The sequence below is a fragment of the Luteolibacter flavescens genome (genome assembly GCF_025950085.1).
In the GTDB taxonomy this organism is placed as follows: Bacteria; Verrucomicrobiota; Verrucomicrobiia; order Verrucomicrobiales; family Akkermansiaceae; genus Haloferula; species Haloferula flavescens.
The window spans coordinates 113168-132253 of the sequence record NZ_JAPDDS010000001.1 but is presented as its reverse complement, the minus strand read 5'-3'; the positions used below and the strand labels follow the sequence as shown (position 1 = coordinate 132253).

18 protein-coding genes are annotated in these 19086 nt (G+C 62.2%); 12 read left to right on the top strand and 6 right to left on the bottom strand.

Annotated elements, in window-relative coordinates; genetic code table 11:
• Nucleotides 1–36: 36 nt before the first annotated feature.
• On the bottom strand, nucleotides 37–381 hold the full coding sequence (locus tag OKA04_RS00535) for a hypothetical protein (RefSeq protein WP_264499158.1): 345 nt from the start codon (nucleotides 379–381) through the stop codon (nucleotides 37–39).
• Between the two features lie 384 nt (nucleotides 382–765).
• On the opposite strand from OKA04_RS00535, the gene OKA04_RS00530 reads away from it, so the two are divergent.
• The gene (locus OKA04_RS00530) at nucleotides 766–1542 is read left to right on the top strand and encodes a hypothetical protein (RefSeq protein ID WP_264499157.1); all 777 of its coding nucleotides are present in this window, start codon (nucleotides 766–768) and stop codon (nucleotides 1540–1542) included.
• 98 nt (nucleotides 1543–1640) lie between these two features.
• Here OKA04_RS00530 and OKA04_RS00525 read toward each other — a convergent pair whose 3' ends face one another.
• Nucleotides 1641–2387 (bottom strand): RNA polymerase sigma factor, encoded by a 747-nt coding sequence (locus OKA04_RS00525; RefSeq protein ID WP_264499156.1) that lies wholly within the window; start codon nucleotides 2385–2387, stop codon nucleotides 1641–1643.
• A 145-nt stretch (nucleotides 2388–2532) separates the two neighbouring features.
• Here OKA04_RS00525 and OKA04_RS00520 point away from each other — a divergent pair, with 145 nt between their 5' ends.
• On the top strand, nucleotides 2533–4146 hold the full coding sequence (locus OKA04_RS00520) for a serine/threonine protein kinase (RefSeq protein WP_264499155.1): 1614 nt from the start codon (nucleotides 2533–2535) through the stop codon (nucleotides 4144–4146).
• 133 nt (nucleotides 4147–4279) lie between these two features.
• On the top strand, nucleotides 4280–5944 hold the full coding sequence (locus OKA04_RS00515; protein WP_264499154.1) for a WD40 repeat domain-containing protein: 1665 nt from the start codon (nucleotides 4280–4282) through the stop codon (nucleotides 5942–5944).
• Nucleotides 5945–6017: 73 nt separating this feature from the next.
• Here the strand turns inward: OKA04_RS00515 and OKA04_RS00510 are convergent, their stop codons facing one another.
• The 4 genes from OKA04_RS00510 to metK all read right to left on the bottom strand — a co-directional run bounded on the left by OKA04_RS00510 (nucleotide 6018) and on the right by metK (nucleotide 9792).
• Nucleotides 6018–6485, bottom strand: a complete 468-nt coding sequence (locus OKA04_RS00510) for a thioredoxin domain-containing protein (protein ID WP_264499153.1) — start codon at nucleotides 6483–6485, stop codon at nucleotides 6018–6020.
• Nucleotides 6486–6683: 198 nt separating this feature from the next.
• Entirely contained in the window at nucleotides 6684–8102 is a 1419-nt protein-coding gene (gene ahcY, locus OKA04_RS00505; protein ID WP_264499152.1) for an adenosylhomocysteinase, read from the bottom strand.
• A 76-nt stretch (nucleotides 8103–8178) separates the two neighbouring features.
• Nucleotides 8179–8565 carry a four helix bundle protein gene (locus OKA04_RS00500; protein WP_264499151.1) on the bottom strand — a complete coding sequence of 129 codons (387 nt, stop codon included), beginning with the start codon at nucleotides 8563–8565 and terminating at the stop codon, nucleotides 8179–8181.
• A gap of 57 nt (nucleotides 8566–8622) precedes the next feature.
• Nucleotides 8623–9792 (bottom strand): methionine adenosyltransferase, encoded by a 1170-nt coding sequence (gene metK, locus OKA04_RS00495; RefSeq protein ID WP_264499150.1) that lies wholly within the window; start codon nucleotides 9790–9792, stop codon nucleotides 8623–8625.
• A gap of 56 nt (nucleotides 9793–9848) precedes the next feature.
• Here metK and OKA04_RS00490 point away from each other — a divergent pair, with 56 nt between their 5' ends.
• From OKA04_RS00490 to OKA04_RS00450, 9 genes are all read left to right on the top strand, one after another.
• On the top strand, nucleotides 9849–10769 hold the full coding sequence (locus OKA04_RS00490; protein WP_264499149.1) for an ArsR/SmtB family transcription factor: 921 nt from the start codon (nucleotides 9849–9851) through the stop codon (nucleotides 10767–10769).
• Nucleotides 10770–10800: 31 nt separating this feature from the next.
• Nucleotides 10801–11643, top strand: a complete 843-nt coding sequence (locus OKA04_RS00485; protein WP_264499148.1) for a phosphodiester glycosidase family protein — start codon at nucleotides 10801–10803, stop codon at nucleotides 11641–11643.
• Nucleotides 11644–11816: 173 nt separating this feature from the next.
• Nucleotides 11817–12158, top strand: a complete 342-nt coding sequence (locus tag OKA04_RS00480) for a hypothetical protein (protein WP_264499147.1) — start codon at nucleotides 11817–11819, stop codon at nucleotides 12156–12158.
• Nucleotides 12159–12271: 113 nt separating this feature from the next.
• On the top strand, nucleotides 12272–13393 hold the full coding sequence (gene ychF, locus OKA04_RS00475) for a redox-regulated ATPase YchF (RefSeq protein ID WP_264499146.1): 1122 nt from the start codon (nucleotides 12272–12274) through the stop codon (nucleotides 13391–13393).
• Between the two features lie 216 nt (nucleotides 13394–13609).
• Nucleotides 13610–14551 (top strand): FkbM family methyltransferase, encoded by a 942-nt coding sequence (locus OKA04_RS00470; protein ID WP_264499145.1) that lies wholly within the window; start codon nucleotides 13610–13612, stop codon nucleotides 14549–14551.
• Nucleotides 14548–15405 carry a hypothetical protein gene (locus tag OKA04_RS00465; RefSeq protein ID WP_264499144.1) on the top strand — a complete coding sequence of 286 codons (858 nt, stop codon included), beginning with the start codon at nucleotides 14548–14550 and terminating at the stop codon, nucleotides 15403–15405. The genes OKA04_RS00470 and OKA04_RS00465 overlap by 4 nt, the downstream gene beginning before the upstream one ends.
• Before the next feature lie 21 nt (nucleotides 15406–15426).
• Nucleotides 15427–16986: an MBOAT family O-acyltransferase gene (locus OKA04_RS00460; protein ID WP_264499143.1), complete on the top strand. Its 1560-nt coding sequence runs from the start codon at nucleotides 15427–15429 to the stop codon at nucleotides 16984–16986.
• A 4-nt stretch (nucleotides 16987–16990) separates the two neighbouring features.
• The gene (locus OKA04_RS00455; RefSeq protein WP_264499142.1) at nucleotides 16991–18199 is read left to right on the top strand and encodes a hypothetical protein; all 1209 of its coding nucleotides are present in this window, start codon (nucleotides 16991–16993) and stop codon (nucleotides 18197–18199) included.
• Entirely contained in the window at nucleotides 18196–19059 is an 864-nt protein-coding gene (locus tag OKA04_RS00450) for an alpha-1,2-fucosyltransferase (RefSeq protein ID WP_264499141.1), read from the top strand. Before OKA04_RS00455 ends, OKA04_RS00450 begins: the two co-directional genes overlap by 4 nt.
• The last annotated feature ends 27 nt before the right edge of the window (nucleotides 19060–19086 follow it).

Below are 19086 nucleotides of genomic sequence, written 5' to 3'. Positions count from 1 at the left end.
GCATCTGTCCCGGCTCCATCCAGGGGTTTTCCTTTTTCAAGACTGCGTGGTCCGTGAGGCAGCCGCCGGCTCCCAGCCCGCCGCGATTTCGGCGGCGGTGGGCATTCCGTTCCGACTCCGGCAATCCACTACCGCGGCCTTGTAAACCTCGCTCGTGGTGCACGGATAGTGACCGGGGAAGTCCAACCAGATGCGGACCTTCTTCAGCCAGTCCATCACCGAGCGATCGCTCCTCTTGATCCCCGACTCCAACAGCCGCAACCTCACCTTGTGGGCCGGATCCAGATCGTAGATCGCCTTGATCAGGATCTCCCTGGCCACAGGTGGAATGGCTGCCACCTGGCGTTGGGGGGTAATGTTTGCGGGAATCTGCGGACTCATCGGCGGAAAAAACAAAGGCCACCGAAAGCCTACCCGAGCGTTCATTAGAAAACGGTGAGATCCGCCGAACTATTTGGCCGGGTATTCATTGAGTGAATCAGCCGCCCACCAGAAATGACTGCGGGCTAGGATAGCATCTACCCCGACAACATGAACGGCCAGCAAAAGCAGGACCAAGCCACGCTCACGTCGCAATCAGAAAAAACATCCTTCTTCTTCTGACCTTTCCCCCACGGATTCCGTGAAAGGAAGAGAACTCAGCGGAGGATCAGTCGGAGCGGCAGAATTTCAGGCACTTTGTCTGCACCTCATCTTGGTTCGTCAAAAACGAAGGCGACTCGCCATCATATTGAATAAGAATAGCATATGAAACCACACCACCCAATGTCCCTGTTTTCCGCAATGGCGGCAGCCGTGCTTACAGCCGTCGGCACGCTCGAAGCTCAAACTTACAAGATCGGCGACATCCATCCTGATGGCGGCATCGTCTTCACGGTGGATGAATCCGGCACGAAAGGCAAAGTGGTGGAAGAAAAGGACAGCGGTACCTACGACCCTGCGGAAGTAGGGGCCATCGCCCGCGAAAAGGGTTGGGGCGTTCCTTACATGAAGGACCTGACCCTCGTTTATCAAAACCTGCACAAACAGGATAAGGGGAACTTCCAGCAAGCGCTCTACCAGGCGGTGGATGCCAGCTCCGCCCAGTATCGGAAGGGAATCCATTTCAACAACGGCAAAGAGGAGACCGGGATCGCGCAGAACAACAAGACGCTCGTCCGTTTTGTCAGGGACTTCAAGCCGGGCCTGAGGGAGAAGATCGTCGCCAGTGGTGCCACCTGGGAGGGCGACTGGTCCTGGGCCAACGATGATAGCCACGGAAAGAACCACTCCAAGCTGACCATCAAAAGCGAAACGGATTTCGTCTATGTTTACATGGATCAAAGGCACGAGCTGAAGGGAAAAATCGGCTATGCCGGCGGCAATCCCCAAGCTCCGTTGTGCGTTAACCTCGACCTGCCGAACGGTGACCATCTCCGCTTCGAGTGGAAATCGGAGAATGAACTGGAAGGTCACTTTTGGCAAAAAGGACAGAAGGACGGTCAGCAGCAAAACAATACGCCGGAAACCACCGCAAAGATGACTCGTGTCGCTTCCAAATAAGCGGCAACACCCCCAGGGAATCATCTGATACACTGGATCTGTCAGGGGTTGCCCGTTCAAGCGGGCGGGCAACCACATACCGGGAAAGCCGCTGCAGGCTAACCGCGCAGGAGCTTCAGCAGATAGCGTAGTTCCTCATCGACCAAGGCTTCGTCGGTCACCGTCCGGCGGATTTCCTCGTGAAGAACACCGCTGAACTCGCGACGTAGTTCCAAGGCCGCTTGTTTGACTGCTCCTCCGCTCATGTTGAGGCGGGTCGCGATCTCTTGGTATTGGTCAGTCGTTTGACCAGTAAACAAGCCTTTCAGCGCGGAGAAAAGCAGTCCTCGTCCGCGGGATTCTAGACGGGCCTGCAATGCGGCGAGAGAGTTGTCGTACAATGCCCTCGCCCAGCGCCGGTCAAAGGCTTCCTCCGGCGAGGCGTCGGTTGCCACGGGCAACGCCGAGACGGCTTCGAGCTCGTGCAACGGAAGAGGGGCCATGCCGCCACCTCGCTTTTGTGCGACAGCGAAGCGCCGCTGGTCCGCACGCCAGTTTTGCAGGGAGGTGAGCAGAAACGAACGAAAGAGACCGTTGCCCCTCTCGATCCGGCGCACGAATTCCCTGCTGAGAAGATGCGCGAAAAACCCCTGCACCTCATCGGCCGCAGCGTGATGATCTGCTCCGCGACGGCGCAGGAAGAAGTAGAGCGGCTGCCAGTAAGCTCGCGCCAGACGCTCCCAGCCGATGCGCTCTTCCTCAGGTATCTCGCTGCCCATCTGCCTGAGCATCGACCATGCGGTCGCGGGGAAGGCTCCCTCCACATGCCTGTCGGCAGGGTTGGTGAAGCCGGTCGTGGCATTCATTGTTGGCATTCTCTACAGGGGAAGGGTGGCGACGCTTGGTGATAAGAGATGTAACGGTGTTAGGAAACTCTTTCGATTCATGATGCCCTTGCATCACAGGCGCGCGTGATGAGAGACGTCGCATGTCCCCTTTTATTCGATCAACATGGAGAAAAGACCCACGATGCCTTGTTCGGCATGCCATTCCTCGCTGGAGGAGGATGGCGTCTGTCTGGCATGCCTGTTTGGCGAGGCGCTGGAGGCCGGGGAAACGACTTCGGTAGAGCCTGTTGGAGAGCATGCTTTCAAGCGTTTCGTTCCGCTGGAGGCGGGGACCTATGGCAAGTTCAAGCTGCGGTGCCAGATCGGGTCCGGGGGGATGGGAGTGATCTGGCAGGCGGAAGAGATCGCTACCCGGCGCGTGGTGGCGTTGAAAATGATCCGCGGCTTCATGTTCGCCACAGAAGCGGAACGCCAGCGCTTCCAGACGGAGACGACGGCGATTGCGCAGTTGGATCACCCTCACATAGTGCCGATTTACGAAGTCGGTGAAATCGAAGAGCAGCCGTTCTTCACCATGAAGCTGCTGGGGGGTGGCAATTTATCCCAGCGTTTGGAAGCGGGCACCCTTCCGGCCACGGAGGCAGCACTCATCATGGGGAAACTGGCCAGGGCGGTACAGCATGCCCATGCACACGGCGTGCTGCACCGGGACCTAAAGCCCGGCAATGTCCTTTTCGATCTTGATGGAGAGCCATTTGTGGCGGATTTCGGCCTGGCCAAGCTCGAGCATGCCGAGCAGGGCCTGACCCTGTCCAGTGCCCAGGTAGGCACGCCACACTACATGTCACCGGAGCAGGCACGTGGCGACGTCCGGGACATCACCACGGCGAGTGACGTGTGGGCGCTTGGCGTGATGCTCTACCGGATGCTCACAGGGCGGCTGCCATTTCCGGGCGATACTCCGGCAGAGGTCTTCAGCCGGGTGCTGAATGAGGATGCCCCGGTGTCACACATGGGGAAGGCGGCGGCGACGCGTGATCTGGAGACGCTCTGTCTGCGGTGCTTGGAGAAGGAGCCAGCACGACGTTTGTCCAGCGCCGGAGAGTTGGCCGATGAGTTGGAGCGGTGGCAGCGTGGCGAGCCGATCCTATCCCGACGGGTGACGCCCGGCGAGCGAGCCCTGCGCTGGGCGCAGCGTCACCCATGGCGGGTGACGATGTTCGCCAGCTTCCTGCTTTCCCTGCTGGTCGGCTTCATCGTCAGCTTGCTATTGTGGAGAAGCTCGGAGGCGAGCCGCGCGGTCGCGGAAGCCAACCGGGAAGAAGCCACCCGCCTGGCTGCTGCGGAGCGCCTCTCGGGATACGTCTCCACCGTGGCGGCAGCACTGGCGGCCCGGGAACGGCACGATTTCTCCCGAGCGCGTCAATTGCTCGCCGCCGCGCCGCCGGAGCATCGCGGGTTGGAATGGCGGCTCCTGAAACAGCTATGCAAGGGGGATGAGCGCGCGCTATTCCGTCTTCCCGGCGGCGAGATCCCCGAGACGCTGGCGGTGGGGCCGGATGGGTGCTCGCTAGCCGTCGTCACCGGCGGCGGTGTGCTTCATCTCCTGCGGCATGACGGCACTCCCCTGCGGGAGCCGCGTCCATTGCCCGAACTGAAAAACGGGCCGGACCTCGGCAGGGCCAACTCGCTGAACTACCACGGCCTGCAACTATGCTCCCGACGGGCGACACTTTGTCTGTTCCTTTCGCAATACGCTCCGCGTCTTCAAGGCTGAGACGCTGGAGGTCGTTTTTGAGCTGAATGAAATCACCCATGTCCAAAGCGCATGGCTCGACCAGCACCGGCTCCTGATCGGCGAGAATGCCAGGATCGAATTCAACCCCGGTGAAAGTGCGTGGATCTTCGACGTGCGAGACCGGAAGACTACGCCGCTGCCGGTTGAATGGTCCGCTCCTTTGACCGTGGCCCGGGAAAGTGGTTTGGTCGCGGTGACGGAGAAGCAGGGCAGCTTGGATGTGGTGCTATTCGGCATCGATGACCTGCGGGGAGACTTGCCATTGGCCGGGGCAAGGTCTCTAGCACGTCATTCCCCGTGGATCGGTACAGCCAGTGTGGTCGCACTTTCGCACGATGGGAAATACCTCGCGACCTTGGGCGGAGCGATGGATGCTCCCTTCAATGTACTAGAGGTATCGGAGCTTGCGACTGGTGAGTCGCTCGCCCGCCAGGTTTTCGGCGAGCCGATGACCGGGCTGATGTTCCATCCCTCCGAGGCGATGGTGGCACTGACCGGCTCGGATGGCATGATCCGGCTTTTCGATTTTCTGAAGCCGGCACCGCAAGGACCTCCAACTTATGACGACGACAGCGCACCGGCGATCCGCCAGCCGCTCGATGGCAACGGAGTCCATAGTCCCGGACGCCGGCTGCTCACCCGCAGCGCGCTGGGGGGCGGTGCCGTGTTCCTGCTGGGCCACGAGGGCAGGGCCACCGGAGTCAGCTTTGCATCCGATGGCTCCAGCCTGTTTACCGCGTCGGTGGACGGTACAGTGCGGATCTGGGATCCCGCTCCGCCTGCGCCGCCCCTGCGCCTCACCAACGCCCATTTGTACAAGAACTGGCTGCAACCCTCCGCTTCGCCCGATGGCTCCCGGGTGCTATATGGCAGTCTTGACCATGCCGTCTGGTATTGGCGCGACGGCGCAGGATTTGTCTGCCTGGCAGAAGGTCACATGCCATTGGCCGTACTGCCCGGTGGAGGGCTGGCAACCATGGAGCGCGAGTCCAGCGACATAATCTTGTGGGAAGAAGATGCGGAGAGCATTCGCGAAACCGGGAGGATCTCCGGTGCGGGCTATATCCAGGATTTCCGGGAATTGCTGCGCGGTCTGGTGACGCCGGACGGGACGAAGATCATCGGAGCCACGCCCGGACAGCTCTTCGTGGTGGACCTTGATACCCGGCGTGTGAAGGTCTCCGGAGATCTGACATGGCAGTTGGGGGATTCGCGAATCTGGGGCCTCGCACTATCGCCCGATGGACGCCATATCGCCGCCACGGCCTTCGCACATCAGACGAAAATTTACGATATCGAGGATTTGACCAAGGAAGCCCGAACGGTCGGAGCCTTCCGCCTCTACGACACCTCGGTGGTCTATCATCCCGATGGCAGCCGTCTTTATTGTGGCAATGAGGATGGCCGTGTGCGGGTATTCAATACCGCAACTTGGCAGGAAATCCCGGAGGAAGGCTGGCAAGCACACCACGGAGCTATCACTGCGATCGCTGTCAGCCATGATACCCTGCGAATCGCCACCGCTGGAGATGGGACCTTGAAACTATGGATGGCAAAGACTGCAAACCGTCCAGCACCTATCGAGCTCCTCAGCTTCAGCACCTTCTACCCGGCGGCGTGGCTGCATTTCGGTCACGATCTCCAAGGCAAAGACAACTCCCTCATCCATTGCCAGCCTTTCAGTTCGCTGGAAATCTGGCCCTTCGGCTCTGACGAAATGCCCCTTCCTGGCCCCGCCCTGCCCAGCCACATCAGGGTGCACCAAGCTCCTCGATAACGCTCGGCGTCGCCACGACGGAGAGAGGTTGTCGGGCGATTGCGGGAGCGAATGGAGATGCGGATTCCCCCCTTCACTTCGGAGCTTTGTCTTTGGCGTCAGGGAGAGCTTTCTCTCCTTTCTCCAGCAAGGACCGGAGACTGGCAACAAAGGTGTCGACCGAGGTCAAAACGAGGCGCTTGATGCCGATTGCTCCATCCGGTCGGCGGACCAATGCTGATATAGGGGTGGCCTTGATCCCATGCCTTCTCATTTCTGTCGCTCCTGCCCCCGCTCCAACGGTGCAGTCGGCCATATAGAAAGCGACTTCATGAGAATGAAGCACCGCCTTCACCGTCTCGTCCTCCATCAGCTTCCTCAACATGACATCGGAGGCATCCCAGCGAGCGGTGAAGATCACGAGGACGGACTTCCCTTGCTGTTTCTTCGCGACCTCCTCCAACGGTTCAAGCAACGGCACAGTCGCAGTATCACTCCCCAAAGCCGATGTGGCACAGAGAACCGCTGAGATCGCTGCGACAAACCGGACACGATGAACCATGCCGCGGAGGAAATTCCTGATCATCGAATTCTCCGAGAACTCCGCGACCGGCCTATTCCCATCTTCACACGGCAACGCCCGAGACGGCTCTCGACCAGCTTTCGTTCCCACAACAAAAAGCCCCGCCGGACGGACCGGCGGGGCTTCTTCTATAGGAACTTCGAACTTCTCACTTGGAACTTCCCAAGCGGAGCGTCCTCAGTAGCGGTAGTGGTCGGCCTTGTAGGGGCCTTCGACCGGGACGCTGATGTAGTCGGCTTGCTCCTTGGTGAGGACGGTCAGCTTGGCACCCACCTTGGCGAGGTGGAGGCGGGCGACTTCCTCGTCGAGCTTCTTGTCGAGCACCTTCACTTCGCCAGCCTTGTAGGTGTCCTTGTTCTTCCAGAGGTCGATCTGGGCGAGCGTCTGGTTGGTGAAGCTGTTGGACATCACGAAGCTCGGGTGGCCGGTGGCGCAGCCGAGGTTCACGAGGCGGCCTTCAGCAAGCATGTAGATGCTGTTGCCGGTCGGGAAGGTGTACTTGTCGACCTGTGGCTTGATGTTCTTCTGAACGACGCCGGGGGCGTTGTTCAGCTTGTCGATCTGGATCTCGTTGTCGAAGTGGCCGATGTTACAAACAATGGCCTGGTCCTTCATCTTCTCCATGTGCTCGAGGCGGATGATGTCGAAGTTGCCGGTGGTGGTGACGTAGATGTCTCCCCAGCCGAGGGTGTCCTCGACGGTCAGCACACGGAAGCCTTCCATCGCAGCCTGGAGGGCACAGATCGGATCGACTTCGGTCACGACTACCTGTGCGCCTTGGCCGCGGAGGGCCTGGGCACAGCCCTTGCCCACGTCACCGTAGCCGCAGACTACGCCGACCTTGCCGGAGATCATCACGTCGGTGGCGCGCTTGATGCCATCGACCAGCGACTCGCGGCAGCCGTAGAGGTTGTCGAACTTCGACTTGGTGACGGAGTCGTTCACGTTGATGGCGGGCACGAGCAGGGTGCCGGCCTTTGCCATCTGATAGAGGCGATGGACGCCGGTGGTGGTCTCTTCGGAGACACCCTTCCAGTCCTTCACGATCTTCGCGAAGATGCCCGGTTGCTCGGCGTGGATCTTCTTGAGGAGGTCCTTGATGACCTTTTCTTCGAGCGAGCCGGATGGGGTATTGACCCAATCGGAGCCGTTCTCGAGCTCGTAGCCCTTGTGGATGAGAAGGGTCGCGTCGCCACCGTCATCGACGATGAGTTCCGGGCCGAGGCCAGCCGGATTGACGAGAGCTTCCCAAGTGCACCACCAATACTCCTCAAGCGTCTCGCCCTTCCAGGCGAAGACCGGGATACCGGCAGCGGCGATCGCCGCGGCGGCGTGGTCCTGGGTGGAGAAGATGTTGCAGGAAACCCAGCGCACTTCGGCACCGAGCTCGACCAGCGTCTCGATGAGCACCGCGGTCTGGATGGTCATGTGCAGCGAGCCCATGATGCGGACGCCCTGCAGCGGCTTCTCCGGGCCATACTTGGCACGGGTCGCCATGAGGCCGGGCATCTCGTGCTCGGCGATTTCAATTTCCTTGCGACCAAACTCCGCGAGGGAGATGTCGGCGACCTTGTAGTCGGTGAAAGTAGTGGACATGATTTTCTGTGGTGGAGTTTGAATTTAGATCGGAGAGAGACGGAAGACTTGAAGACGCAAGACCCAAGATCAGAAGCTAAAATAGCCAGCCGAATAGGAGATTGACGAAACCTCCACCTCCGAGCTTTTTCCGGAGGCCTTCGATCATGGAGGCTATCTGTTTGGTTTCTTCGATGAGAGGATTGGCTACTTCATTGCTGAAGCAGCCAGCACGTATCCCGATGTAGAGCTGTGTGCGAAGCTCGCCTGCCGAACCTTTTGCGATGGCCAGGAAGCGCCTGAATTCGCGGTTGCTTTCACGCTCTGCACCCTCGGCTATATTTGAAGGAACCGAGATACAGCACCGGGCCATTTGATCCCGTAATGCATAGAGCTTCACAGGTTCGATGAGCTCCAAAACGGAGACCGCCAGCCGCGAGCTTCGCTTCCAAACTTCAAGTTCTTCGAAGTGATGCAGCGGCATGGCAATCTATTGTATTTTTCTCAAGTCTTGCGTCTTGTGTCTTGCGATCTTGTGTCTTTAGCGAATCGCCTTCTTGAGAGCCGCGACCTTGTCGGTGCGTTCCCAGGTCAGGTCGGAGTCATCCTTGCCGAAGTGACCGTAGTTCGTGGACTTGCCGTAGATCGGGCGGAGCAGGTTGAGCTGCTTGATGATGTCGGCGGGCTTGAAGGAGAAGACCTTCAGGACGGCGGCGAGGATGTCGGCGTCGGGCTTGGTGCCGGTGCCGAAGGTGTCGACGTGGACGCTGACGGGAAGCGGGTGGCCGATGGCGTAGGCGAACTGGATCTCCACCTTCTTCGCGAGGCCGGCGGCGACGACGTTCTTGGCAACCCAGCGGCCCATGTAGGCTGCGGAGCGGTCCACCTTCGACGGGTCCTTGCCGGAGAAGGCACCACCACCGTGGCGGCCCATGCCACCGTAGGTGTCCACGATGATCTTGCGGCCGGTGAGGCCGGAGTCGCCCTGCGGGCCACCGATCACGAAGTTGCCGGTCGGATTGATGAGATACTCGGTGTCCTTGGTGAGCATGTTCTTCGGCAGCACCTTCTTGATGACCTGCTCGATGCAGAACTTCTCGATGACAGCGTGCTCCACGCCGGCGGCGTGCTGGGTGGAGATGACGACATTGACGATGCGGGTCGGCTTGCCGTCCACGTATTCCACGGAGACCTGCGACTTCGCGTCCGGGCGGAGCCACTTCACCTTGCCGCTTTTGCGGATCTTCGTCAGCTCGCGGCCGAGGCGGTGCGCATACATCACCGGGGCGGGCATGAGCTCGGGAGTCTCGTCGCAAGCGTAGCCGAACATGATGCCTTGGTCGCCCGCGCCCTGCTCGGCGGTCTTCTTGCCCTTGGCCTTCTTCGCGTCCACGCCCTGGGCGATGTCGGGAGACTGGCCGGTGAGGTAGTTGTTAATGAACAGCGTGTCGGCGTGGAAGATGTCGTCGCTGTTGGTGTAGCCGATGCCGCGGACGGCGTCGCGGATGACCTTTTCGTAGTCGATCTTGGCGCTGGAGGTGATCTCGCCACCGACGACGACGATATTCGACTTCACGAAGGTCTCGCAGGCGACACGGCTCTTCGGGTCCTTGGCCAGGAGGGCGTCGAGGATCGCGTCGGAGATGGTGTCAGCCACTTTGTCCGGATGGCCTTCGCCGACGGACTCGGAAGAGAAAATGTAGGTACTCATGAGGCGGATGATTTTCGTATCGTCAAATCGCGATGGGTTGATGTATCCGTCCGTCCATGGCGTCAATGCTGAAATCCCTGAAGCTCCTCACCGACCCGACCCGGCTGCGCATCCTGCTGCTGCTGGATGCGGAAGCGCTGAGCGTGGCGGATCTCCAGGAGCTGCTCGGCATGGGCCAGAGCCGGATCTCGACCCAGCTCTCCCAGCTCAAGGCGGGGGCGCTGGTGACCGACGAGCGCAGCGGGAAGCACAATTTCTACCGCTCTGAAATGGGCCCGGACCTGCTGAAGCTGGCCAAGGAGGCGGCCAAGGAAGTGCCGGAGGTGGAGAAGGATCTCGCCGCCCTGCGCCACCTGCAACGGAAGCGCCGGGACAAGACCCGCGCGTATTTCGACGAACTCGCCGGGCGCTTCGGCCGCGACTACGTGCCTGGCCGCTCTTGGAAAGGACTGGCGGAGGCCCTGCTGAAAGTGACGAACCAAGGCGTGGTCGCTGACCTCGGCGCGGGCGAAGGAACGCTCGCCCAGATGCTCGCGCGTCAGGCCGAGCGAGTGATCGCCGTGGACCTATCGCCGAAGATGGTGGAATTCGGCAGCGAACTCGCCCGCCGTCATGAGCTGGCGAATCTGGAATACCGGCTCGGCGACATCGAGGAGCCCCCCCTCGAAGACGCCTCGGTGGATCTCGCCTTCCTCAGCCAGGCACTGCATCACGCGGGAACGCCGGAAAAGGCGCTCCTGCAGGCATTCCGCATCGTGAAACCGGGCGGGCGGCTGGTCGTGCTGGATTTGCTCCAGCACACCTTCGAGCAAGCACGCGAATTGTATGCCGACGTGTGGCTCGGCTTCAGCGAGGGTGAGCTGGCGGCGATGCTGGAAAAGGCGGGCTTCGTGGACATCGAAACCGCCGTGGTGGATCGCGAGCCGGAGCCTCCGCACTTCCAGACGCTGCTGGCAGTGGCGAAAAAGCCCGCGTGACGGCAGGCGGGATCGGGTGTTGGTTCGGAACGTGTTCCGACCCTCCTGTCTGCTGACCGCCCTGCTCGTAGCATCCTGCGCCCCGCAGGCTCCCGTGGAGATGCCCCGGGCGGCGGTGGAAGTGCAGTCGAATGCCCCGGCAAAACCGGAAGTCGCAGCCCCGTCGGCTGCACCCGCTCCGGCGCCTGTTGCGGAGGCACCAGCCCACCCGGCCAGCGCGCCACAGGTGATCCGCACGACGCTGAATGGCATCAGCGTGACAGCGGTGGTCTTTGACAGCCGTACGCACCGGCTAGCCATCGCCGATCAAGCGGGTGGCCCGGGCTCGCAATGGCCGGACGCTGCATCGGCGGCACGGAGTCTCGGCGGCGTGGCTGCAGTGAATGCCGGATTTTTCACGCCGGAGGGCAAGCCGCTCGGACTGGTCGTCACCGGCGGCAAAAAGATCAGCCCGCTCAATCGCGCCTCGTCGCTCGGGGCTGGGCTATTCATCGGCGGCACCTCCCCCGCCCTGCTCCGGCGCGGACAAGCGACCAGCTCCCCGGAGGTCCTGCAAAGCGGTCCCTTCCTCGTCGAAAACGGACGCGTCGTCTCCGGCCTCAGCCCGGATAGCTCCACCGCACGCACCGTTCTCGGGTGGGACGGCGGCAGCGGCTGGTTCATCGCCCGCACCGGCGGATGTTCGCTGGCCGGACTGGGGCATGCCCTCGCCGGGGCGGAAATCCGGGGCGTGAAGGCCCGCACCGTCCTCAATCTCGATGGCGGTCGCTCGTCCGATCTCTGGGTCTCGTCCACAGTCTCCGGCGGCCCGGTTTCCGAGCGACCCTTTTGGAACAAGCCGGTGCGGAACTTCCTCGTGCTCGTCCCCCGCTGACGACAGGGTGCGGAAATTGATTCAGCTATGCGAAATTTCGCTTCTCGGCGGCCCCGTCGTCGTGAGCCGTTGGAATCAGAGGCTTTCCGGGGTGTCAGGATTCCCTTTGGACAGACCCGCCAAGGAGTGCTAGTCGTCTGCCGCCTACCAAGGCTGTCCTCCCCCGAAGTGTTATGAAGCCTGTCTTCTGCGCCATTGCCGCTGTCTCGCTCGCCTCCTGCGCTCAAATGGGCCAGCTCAAAACCGCCACCGCAGGCGGATTCGCCAAGGTCGGCGACGCGACCAAGGATTCCTTCGCAAAGCTGATGCCGTCCCGGATCCCGGTGGTGGAAGTCCGAGAGAAGGACTTGAAGGAAGTCCAGTCCGGCGAGCAGCAGGCCCTCGCCTTCGAGCGCACGCGCCGGAATCGTTTCTGGAGCATGTTCAGCGGCCCGGTCGATTTCCAGGAGCCGATGCTGCCGGTGGATGCAGGTGGCATGGACGGGGAATTGCTCCCGCCTCCTCCTGCGGACTGACTTCCGCCACGAATTCACGAGCCCGGCAGGATGTCCCGCCGGGCTTTTCATTTTCAGCGCGGCGCATTCGGACGTTGGCAAGCCGCCGGGCATGCCCTACCCCTCGCGCCGCCATGCTCAAAGCCGGAATCGTTGGACTCCCGAACGTCGGAAAATCCACCCTCTTCAATGCCGTCACCCGCTCCCGCAAGGCGGAGGCGGCGAACTACCCGTTCTGCACGATCGACCCGAACGTCGGCATCGTGGTGGTGCCCGATCCCCGGCTCGCCGTGCTTTCGAAGATCTCCGGCTCCCAGAAGCTCGTGCCGACGGCCATCGAGTTCGTGGACATCGCCGGTCTCGTGAAGGGCGCGTCGGAAGGTGCAGGCCTCGGCAACCAGTTCCTGGCCAATATCCGCGAGACCGATGCCATCGTGCAGGTGGTCCGCTGCTTCGAGAATGACGACATCATTCACGAACTCGGCACCGTGGACCCGATCCGCGATATCGAGATCATCAATGCCGAGCTCATCCTCGCGGACATCGCCGCCATGGAAAAGCGCCGCGTCTCCCGCGAGAAGAAGGCGAAGAGCGGCGACAAGGAGTCGAAGGCCGAAGTCGAACTGATCGACAAGATGCTCCCGCACCTCAACGACGGGAAGCCAGCCCTGACTCTCCAACTCAGCGACGCCGAGCGCGAGCTGATGAAGGATTTCTTCCTGCTTTCCGACAAGAAGACCATCTTCGCCTGCAACGTGGCCGAGGACGAACTCGCTGCCGCACAGGCCGATCCGGATTCGCACGAAATGGTGGCCAAAGTCCGCAAGTTCGCCGCCGAGGCGCACGGTGCCGAGGCGGTCGTGATCTCCGCGAAGATCGAGGAGGAACTCGTGGACCTCTCTCCCGAGGAAGCCTCCGAACTGCTCGCCGACATGGGCATCGCCGACTCCGGCGTCTCCGCGCTGATCCGCGCGGCGTATCACCTGCTTGGCCTGCGCACCTACCTCACCACCGGCGTTCAGGAGACCCGCGCATGGACCATCCATGAGGGAGACAAGGCTCCGGCTGCCGCCGGCGTGATCCACACGGACTTCGAGCGCGGCTTCATCGCAGCCGAAGTGGTGCACTACGACGACCTCGTCGCAGCGGGCACGAAGAACGGCGCGAAGGAAGCGGGCAAGCTTCGCATCGAAGGCAAGGAATACGTCGTGAAGGACGGTGACGTCATCGAGTTCCGCTTCAACGTGAGCAAGTGACCCGCGTTTGCGGTCCTGCTGCCGCAAGTCGCTGATTTTCCATGGCCCTCGCCCCGATTCCGGAGCGAGGGCCGTTCGTTTTCCGCCCCGCTTCACTTCGATTTCCAGCCCGGAATCACGGCGGATTTCCCGGCTTCGGGCGATGATCACTTTTCCCGGCTTTCCCGTGCTTGCCCCCCACCGCGCCGCCACTCATGCTCCGGGGCGCGCCGCTGCATGAAAGTAAGCCCCTACAAGCGTTTGGAGAAAGCCGTCAAACGCGCCTACCTCAAGCCCCTGACCCTGCTCCGCTACGGGACGCTCCGCCCGGAGCGGGCCAAGCTGTGTGGCAGCGATCACTGGATCTACATTGATGCCGATGACCCGTGTGCCCGGAAAAAGGTCATCGAGGAGCCCCTGCGGGGAAAAGTCTCGGACAACCTCATCTTCTGGCGGGACTTCAATGCCCACCTGCACCCGGACCTGATCGTGGACGTGGGCCTGAACTACGGCGAGTGCATGTTTGGCACCGACTATCAGGAAAACGCGGTGCTCTACGGCTTCGAGGCAAACCCACGCCTGATTCCCCATCTCGAGAAGAGCCGCGAGGCGCACCCGGCGCACGAGCGGATGACGATCACGAATTGCCTCGTCTCCGACGCCCCGGCCGAGGATGTCCCGTTTTTCGTGAATCCCGACTGGAGCGGCAGTTCTTCCGCGGTACGGGAGATGAACGACCGCCCGCAGTCGCTGGAATTCAAGCTGCCCGCGAAAACCATCGACTCCGTGGTGCCGCTGGAATCCGCGCGGGGCAAGACGCTGCTCTTCAAAATGGACATCGAGGGCTACGAGAGCAAGGCGCTGCGGGGATCCGTGGAGACGCTGGCATCGGTCGGCCGGTCGGTCGGATTCATCGAGTTCGACGCGCAGTACATCACCTGGGCCGGACAGTCGCCGATGGAGTATCTCGGCTGGCTTCAGCAGCGCTTTCACACCTACCGCGTCGCGAGCATCCGGGCGAAGACACTGAAGAAGGTGGAGGGCTTTGCCGACATCCCGAAGCTCCATGGCGACCCGAACCGGGTGCACGTGGACCTCGTGCTGGTGGGCAAGCAGTCGCCTGAAAACTGGATCGCGCCGCAGTGGTCCATCGTCGATTCCAGCCCGAGCGCCTCGTGATTCCCCCGCTGCCGGAAGACACGCTGTCGGAGGTGGTTTCACTCGCCGACGATCTGGATGCGCTTCTCACGCGCAAGCCACGCACCACGGCCACGCCCTACGATGCGCGGCGGCGTGCGCTTCTGGAGAAGCACCTCGGCCGCGAGCTTGGCGGCCCGGTGGAGCTGCTGACCTGCCTGGGCGACAGCAATACGATGTTCTTCGCCGGGGCGGAGCGCCTGCGCTTCATCCGCTACCGCCGCAGCGCCTTCTGGAAGCCCCACTGGATCAATCGCGGGCTCGACCTGCTGCCCTGCTTCCGCGTCTTTCACGTGGGACCCGCCACTGCCTGGAAGGCAGGCGACCCGGGCTCCTCGACCCGCTCCCGCGAGAAGATCGAGATCCTGCTGAAGAGGGACATCAAGCCGGGCAGCAAGGTGCTGATGTCCTTCGGCGAAATCGACTGCCGCATCCACATGGCGAAGGCCGTGATCTCCGGGAAGGCCATCGACGAGGTCGTGGAGAAGACTGCCGCGAAATTCGTCCAGCTCCCGCAGTCGCTGGCAGCCCGCGGCTTCCGCCCCATCGTCTGGGGACCGCCGCAGATCATCCCGAAGGACGAGAACCTCTCCAGCCCCACCTTTCCCTTCGTCGGATCGTGGGAACTGCGCCGGGACATCACCTACGCCTACACCGCGCGGCTGCGCGAGCATTGTCAAAAGGCAGGCATTCCCATGGTCGCGCTGGCCGGGAAATATCACGACCCGGCGGTGAAGGCGGACATCAAGCTCTTCCACGACGGCACCCATCTCTCCCAGCAACTGATGCCGCTGGCGCTGGAGGAACTGCAGAAGGCGGGAGTCCTGGAGCTGTGACACCGACCGCATAGCCCGCCCGTGCTCTTCAATTCCTACATCTTCCTGCTCGTCTTCCTGCCGATCGCGCTGATCGGTTGGCATGCGATGAAGCGCGCGCCCTTCCGGGTGGTGCTCGGCTGGCTGGTGCTGGTCTCGCTCGTTTACTACGGCGTCTGGAATCCGGACGAAGAGCACGAGTGGAGCCCGAAGTATCTGGTGCTGATCCTGGGGTCCTGCGTCTTCAACTACTACCTCGGTCGTAGTTTGTCGCGCCGCTGGCGGGAGGCGGCCGATTCAGCCCCGCCCTTGGAAGATGGCGGCGGCATCATGCCGCCCCGCGCGGGCAAGCTGATCCTCACCGCGGGGGTGACGGCGAATCTCCTGCTGCTGGGATACTACAAGTATGTCGGCTTCCTCGGCGGCATCCTGAACAAGGCGACCGACTGGCCGACGAACGTCCCGGACATCGTCCTGCCACTGGCGATCTCCTTCTTCACCTTCCTGCAGATCGCCTACCTCGTGGACGCCTACCGGGGGAAAACGGAGGAGTATCACTTCACGGACTACCTGCTCTTCGTCACCTTTTTCCCGCACCTCATCGCGGGCCCGCTGATCCATCACCGGGAGATGATGCCGCAGTTCCGAAAGGCGCGTGTCGGCTGGCATCGTGACTTCCCCGTCGCGCTCGGCATGTTCCTGATGGGCCTCTTCAAGAAGGTCGTCATCGCGGACAATCTCGCCCAGATCGCCACGCCGATCTTCGGCCTGGCGGCAGCGGATGGTCGGGATCCGACCATGGCGGAGGCTTGGGCCGGAGCGATTGCCTACGCGCTGCAGCTCTATTTCGACTTCTCCGGCTACTCGGATATGGCGCTCGGTGCGGCGCGGTTTTTCGGCATCCGCTTCCCGCTGAATTTCCACTCACCTTACAAGGCGGACTCCATCATCGAGTTCTGGCGGCGCTGGCACATGACGCTGTCCCGCTTCCTGCGCGACTACCTCTACATACCGCTCGGCGGGAACAGGAAGGGGCCGAAGCGCCGGTATGTGAATCTCTTCCTCACCATGCTGCTCGGCGGCATCTGGCACGGCGCCGGATGGACCTTCGTGGCGTGGGGAGCCCTGCACGGCCTGCTGCTCTGCGTGAATCACGCGTGGATCGGCGCGCGTAAAAAGATGGCGTGGAAGGCGATGCCAAAGGTGCCCGCCGTGGCGCTCACTTTCCTCGCGGTGCTCATCGGCTGGGTCTTCTTCCGCGCACACGATTTCGAAAGCGCCGGGCGCATGCTCGCCTCGATGTTCGGCCTGCACGGCTTCGGCGGATGGCCGGACAAGGCGGCACGCGTGGTCGCCAGCGCCGAGCCGCTGAAGCTGATCCCGGTGCTCATCGGCGTGTGGCTGCTGCCAAACACCCAGGAGATTTTCGCCCGCTACCGCCCCGCCCTGCGCGTCGCCGGGGCACCCTATCCTGCCGGTGGCACGCGCCGCTGGTGGCAGTGGCGTCCGAGCAAGGCCTTCGCCGCGGCCACGCTGCTGATGGCGATTGCGACCGGCCTGCAATTCGACAAGGTCAGCGAATTCATCTACTTCCAGTTCTGACCCCGTGCCCGCCCTCAAACGCTACCAGACCTTCTTCCTGATGCTGCTCGCCGGCATCGTGGTGCTGGGCTTTGTCTTCAACACGACGGTCAATCCCTTCCGCGTCACGCCGATGCCGTGGAGTTCCAAGAAACTGGACCGCTACCGCGACATCGAGAACGACTGGAACCGCACCTCGAAGGCGGGCCTCGTGCGATCCGGCACGTGGGACGCCGCGATGTTTGGCTCCTCGCGGGTGGATATCGGGCTCGACCCGAACCACCATGTTTTCAACGGCCTGCACTGCGTGAATCTCGGCCTCAATGCCGGCCTGCTGGTGGAAAACCACGCGATGTTCCGCTACTACATGCAGAAGCAGAACCCGCGACTGGTCGTGCTGGCCATCGACGCCGGAGACCTCACCTCGCCGCTGCCGGACAAGAAAAAGAAGAAGGTGGCGGACTTCGCCCTGTCGCCGCTGGACCCGAAGGCGAATCCGCTGGAGCGCGAGCTGCGCTACCATGCCGGGATCTCCACGCTCGCGGCATCCTTCACCACCGTGGGCCGCGCCATCCGTGGCGAGGTCGCGGACCACACGCCGCAGGGATTCCGCCGCGATGCCGAGTTCCCGGAGAACCAGAGGAAGCTCATTTCCTCGCTCTACCTCTCCACCACCTATCGGCTCGCGCAGGCCCGCATCGCGCATGACGGGCTCTCGGAGGGCAAGATGGAGATGCTGCGGGAAATCGTGGCTGAGTGCCGCAAGGCGGATGCCCGGCTGGTAATCTTCTACACGCCGAATCACGTCCTGTTCCAACTCGCCTTCCGCGAACTCGGGGATGTGGACTGCTACTTCGAACGGGATCGCCGCGCCCTCGCGGACCTCGCGGCAGAAGCGAATGCCGCGAATCCCTCGGCCGCACCGATCGAGGTGTGGGATTTCCTCGACGGCCATCCCCTCAATGCCCCGCCGCTGCCTGCCGCGGGTGATACGACGAGCCATCTGCCGAACTGGCTCGATCTCTTCCACGCCACACCCGAGATCGGCAAGGAAATGCTCGACCGCATCGATGGCGGCGGCACTTATGGCGAGCGTCTGACGCCGGAGGGAATCCCGGCACGGATCGCCAAGGTCCGAGCCGATCTCGAAGCCTACGCCGCCCGATATCCGGAGGACCTGGACTTCCTCCGACAGTCGCTTTCAAAATTCCAATCCCCCCCACTCGAGAAGTGACCCGCGCTGTTGTCGCCATGATCAAGGGAGGACTGGGCAACCAGCTCTTTGCCTACGCCGCTGCCCGTGCCTACGCGATCCGCACCCGCCGCGAGCTGTGGATCGACGATGTGTCCGGCTACCAGCGCGACGGCTACAACCGGGCTTACAAGCTGGATCAGTTTCCCATCGCCGCCACCCTGGCATCTCCCCGCTGGCGCTTCGGCGATCCGAAGGGCGTGCATCACAAGTCGATGCGGTCCATGAACAAGGTGCTGCCGCAGGTGCTGAAGTCCTACCTGGCGGAAGATACGGACCTCACGGAAACGCAGCTCACGGGCTTCATCAGCAATCGCCTGGTCGTGCGGCTGAATGGCTACTGGCAGAGCGAGAAGTATTTCTTCGAACGCGCCTCGACCATCCGCAAGGAACTGGAGCCGCCTGCTTTCCCCGATGGCCCGGATGCCGACATGGAGGCTCGGCTTGCCTCGACCAACTCGATCTTCCTCCACATCCGCCGCGACCGCTACTCGCCACGGCTCGGCTCCGGCTACTACGACTCTAGTATCGAGGCGGCGATGTCCACGCTGGGGAGCTGCGAGTTCCACGTCTTCGGCGACGACCTGGACTGGGCGAGGCAGTACATCGACTTCCAAGGCGCTCCGGTGACCTTCGTCACCAGCGAGAGCAGCGATGAATTGCGCGACTTCCGCCTGATGGCCGCATGTCGCCACGCGATCATCGCGAACAGCTCCTTCAGTTGGTGGGCCGCCTACCTGCGCCGCCACGCCGACAAGCGCGTGTGGACGCCCAATGATCCGGGCTGGCCGCTCAAACCCGCGTCGGAATGGACGAAGGTGCCGAACCGGCTCGAGCACTGATCCGCGGATCGCGACTGGCACAACCCG

What these genes read in the sequence shown, in the direction of transcription:
- OKA04_RS00535 (WP_264499158.1), bottom strand. Translation starts at nt 381, where the DNA reads ATGAGTCCGCAGATTCCCGCAAACATTACCCCCCAACGCCAGGTGGCA.
- OKA04_RS00530 (WP_264499157.1), top strand. Translation starts at nt 766, where the DNA reads ATGTCCCTGTTTTCCGCAATGGCGGCAGCCGTGCTTACAGCCGTCGGC.
- OKA04_RS00525 (WP_264499156.1), bottom strand. Translation starts at nt 2,387, where the DNA reads ATGAATGCCACGACCGGCTTCACCAACCCTGCCGACAGGCATGTGGAG.
- OKA04_RS00520 (WP_264499155.1), top strand. Translation starts at nt 2,533, where the DNA reads ATGGAGAAAAGACCCACGATGCCTTGTTCGGCATGCCATTCCTCGCTG.
- OKA04_RS00510 (WP_264499153.1), bottom strand. Translation starts at nt 6,485, where the DNA reads ATGGTTCATCGTGTCCGGTTTGTCGCAGCGATCTCAGCGGTTCTCTGT.
- ahcY (WP_264499152.1), bottom strand. Translation starts at nt 8,102, where the DNA reads ATGTCCACTACTTTCACCGACTACAAGGTCGCCGACATCTCCCTCGCG.
- OKA04_RS00500 (WP_264499151.1), bottom strand. Translation starts at nt 8,565, where the DNA reads ATGCCGCTGCATCACTTCGAAGAACTTGAAGTTTGGAAGCGAAGCTCG.
- metK (WP_264499150.1), bottom strand. Translation starts at nt 9,792, where the DNA reads ATGAGTACCTACATTTTCTCTTCCGAGTCCGTCGGCGAAGGCCATCCG.
- OKA04_RS00490 (WP_264499149.1), top strand. Translation starts at nt 9,849, where the DNA reads ATGGCGTCAATGCTGAAATCCCTGAAGCTCCTCACCGACCCGACCCGG.
- OKA04_RS00480 (WP_264499147.1), top strand. Translation starts at nt 11,817, where the DNA reads ATGAAGCCTGTCTTCTGCGCCATTGCCGCTGTCTCGCTCGCCTCCTGC.
- ychF (WP_264499146.1), top strand. Translation starts at nt 12,272, where the DNA reads ATGCTCAAAGCCGGAATCGTTGGACTCCCGAACGTCGGAAAATCCACC.
- OKA04_RS00470 (WP_264499145.1), top strand. Translation starts at nt 13,610, where the DNA reads ATGAAAGTAAGCCCCTACAAGCGTTTGGAGAAAGCCGTCAAACGCGCC.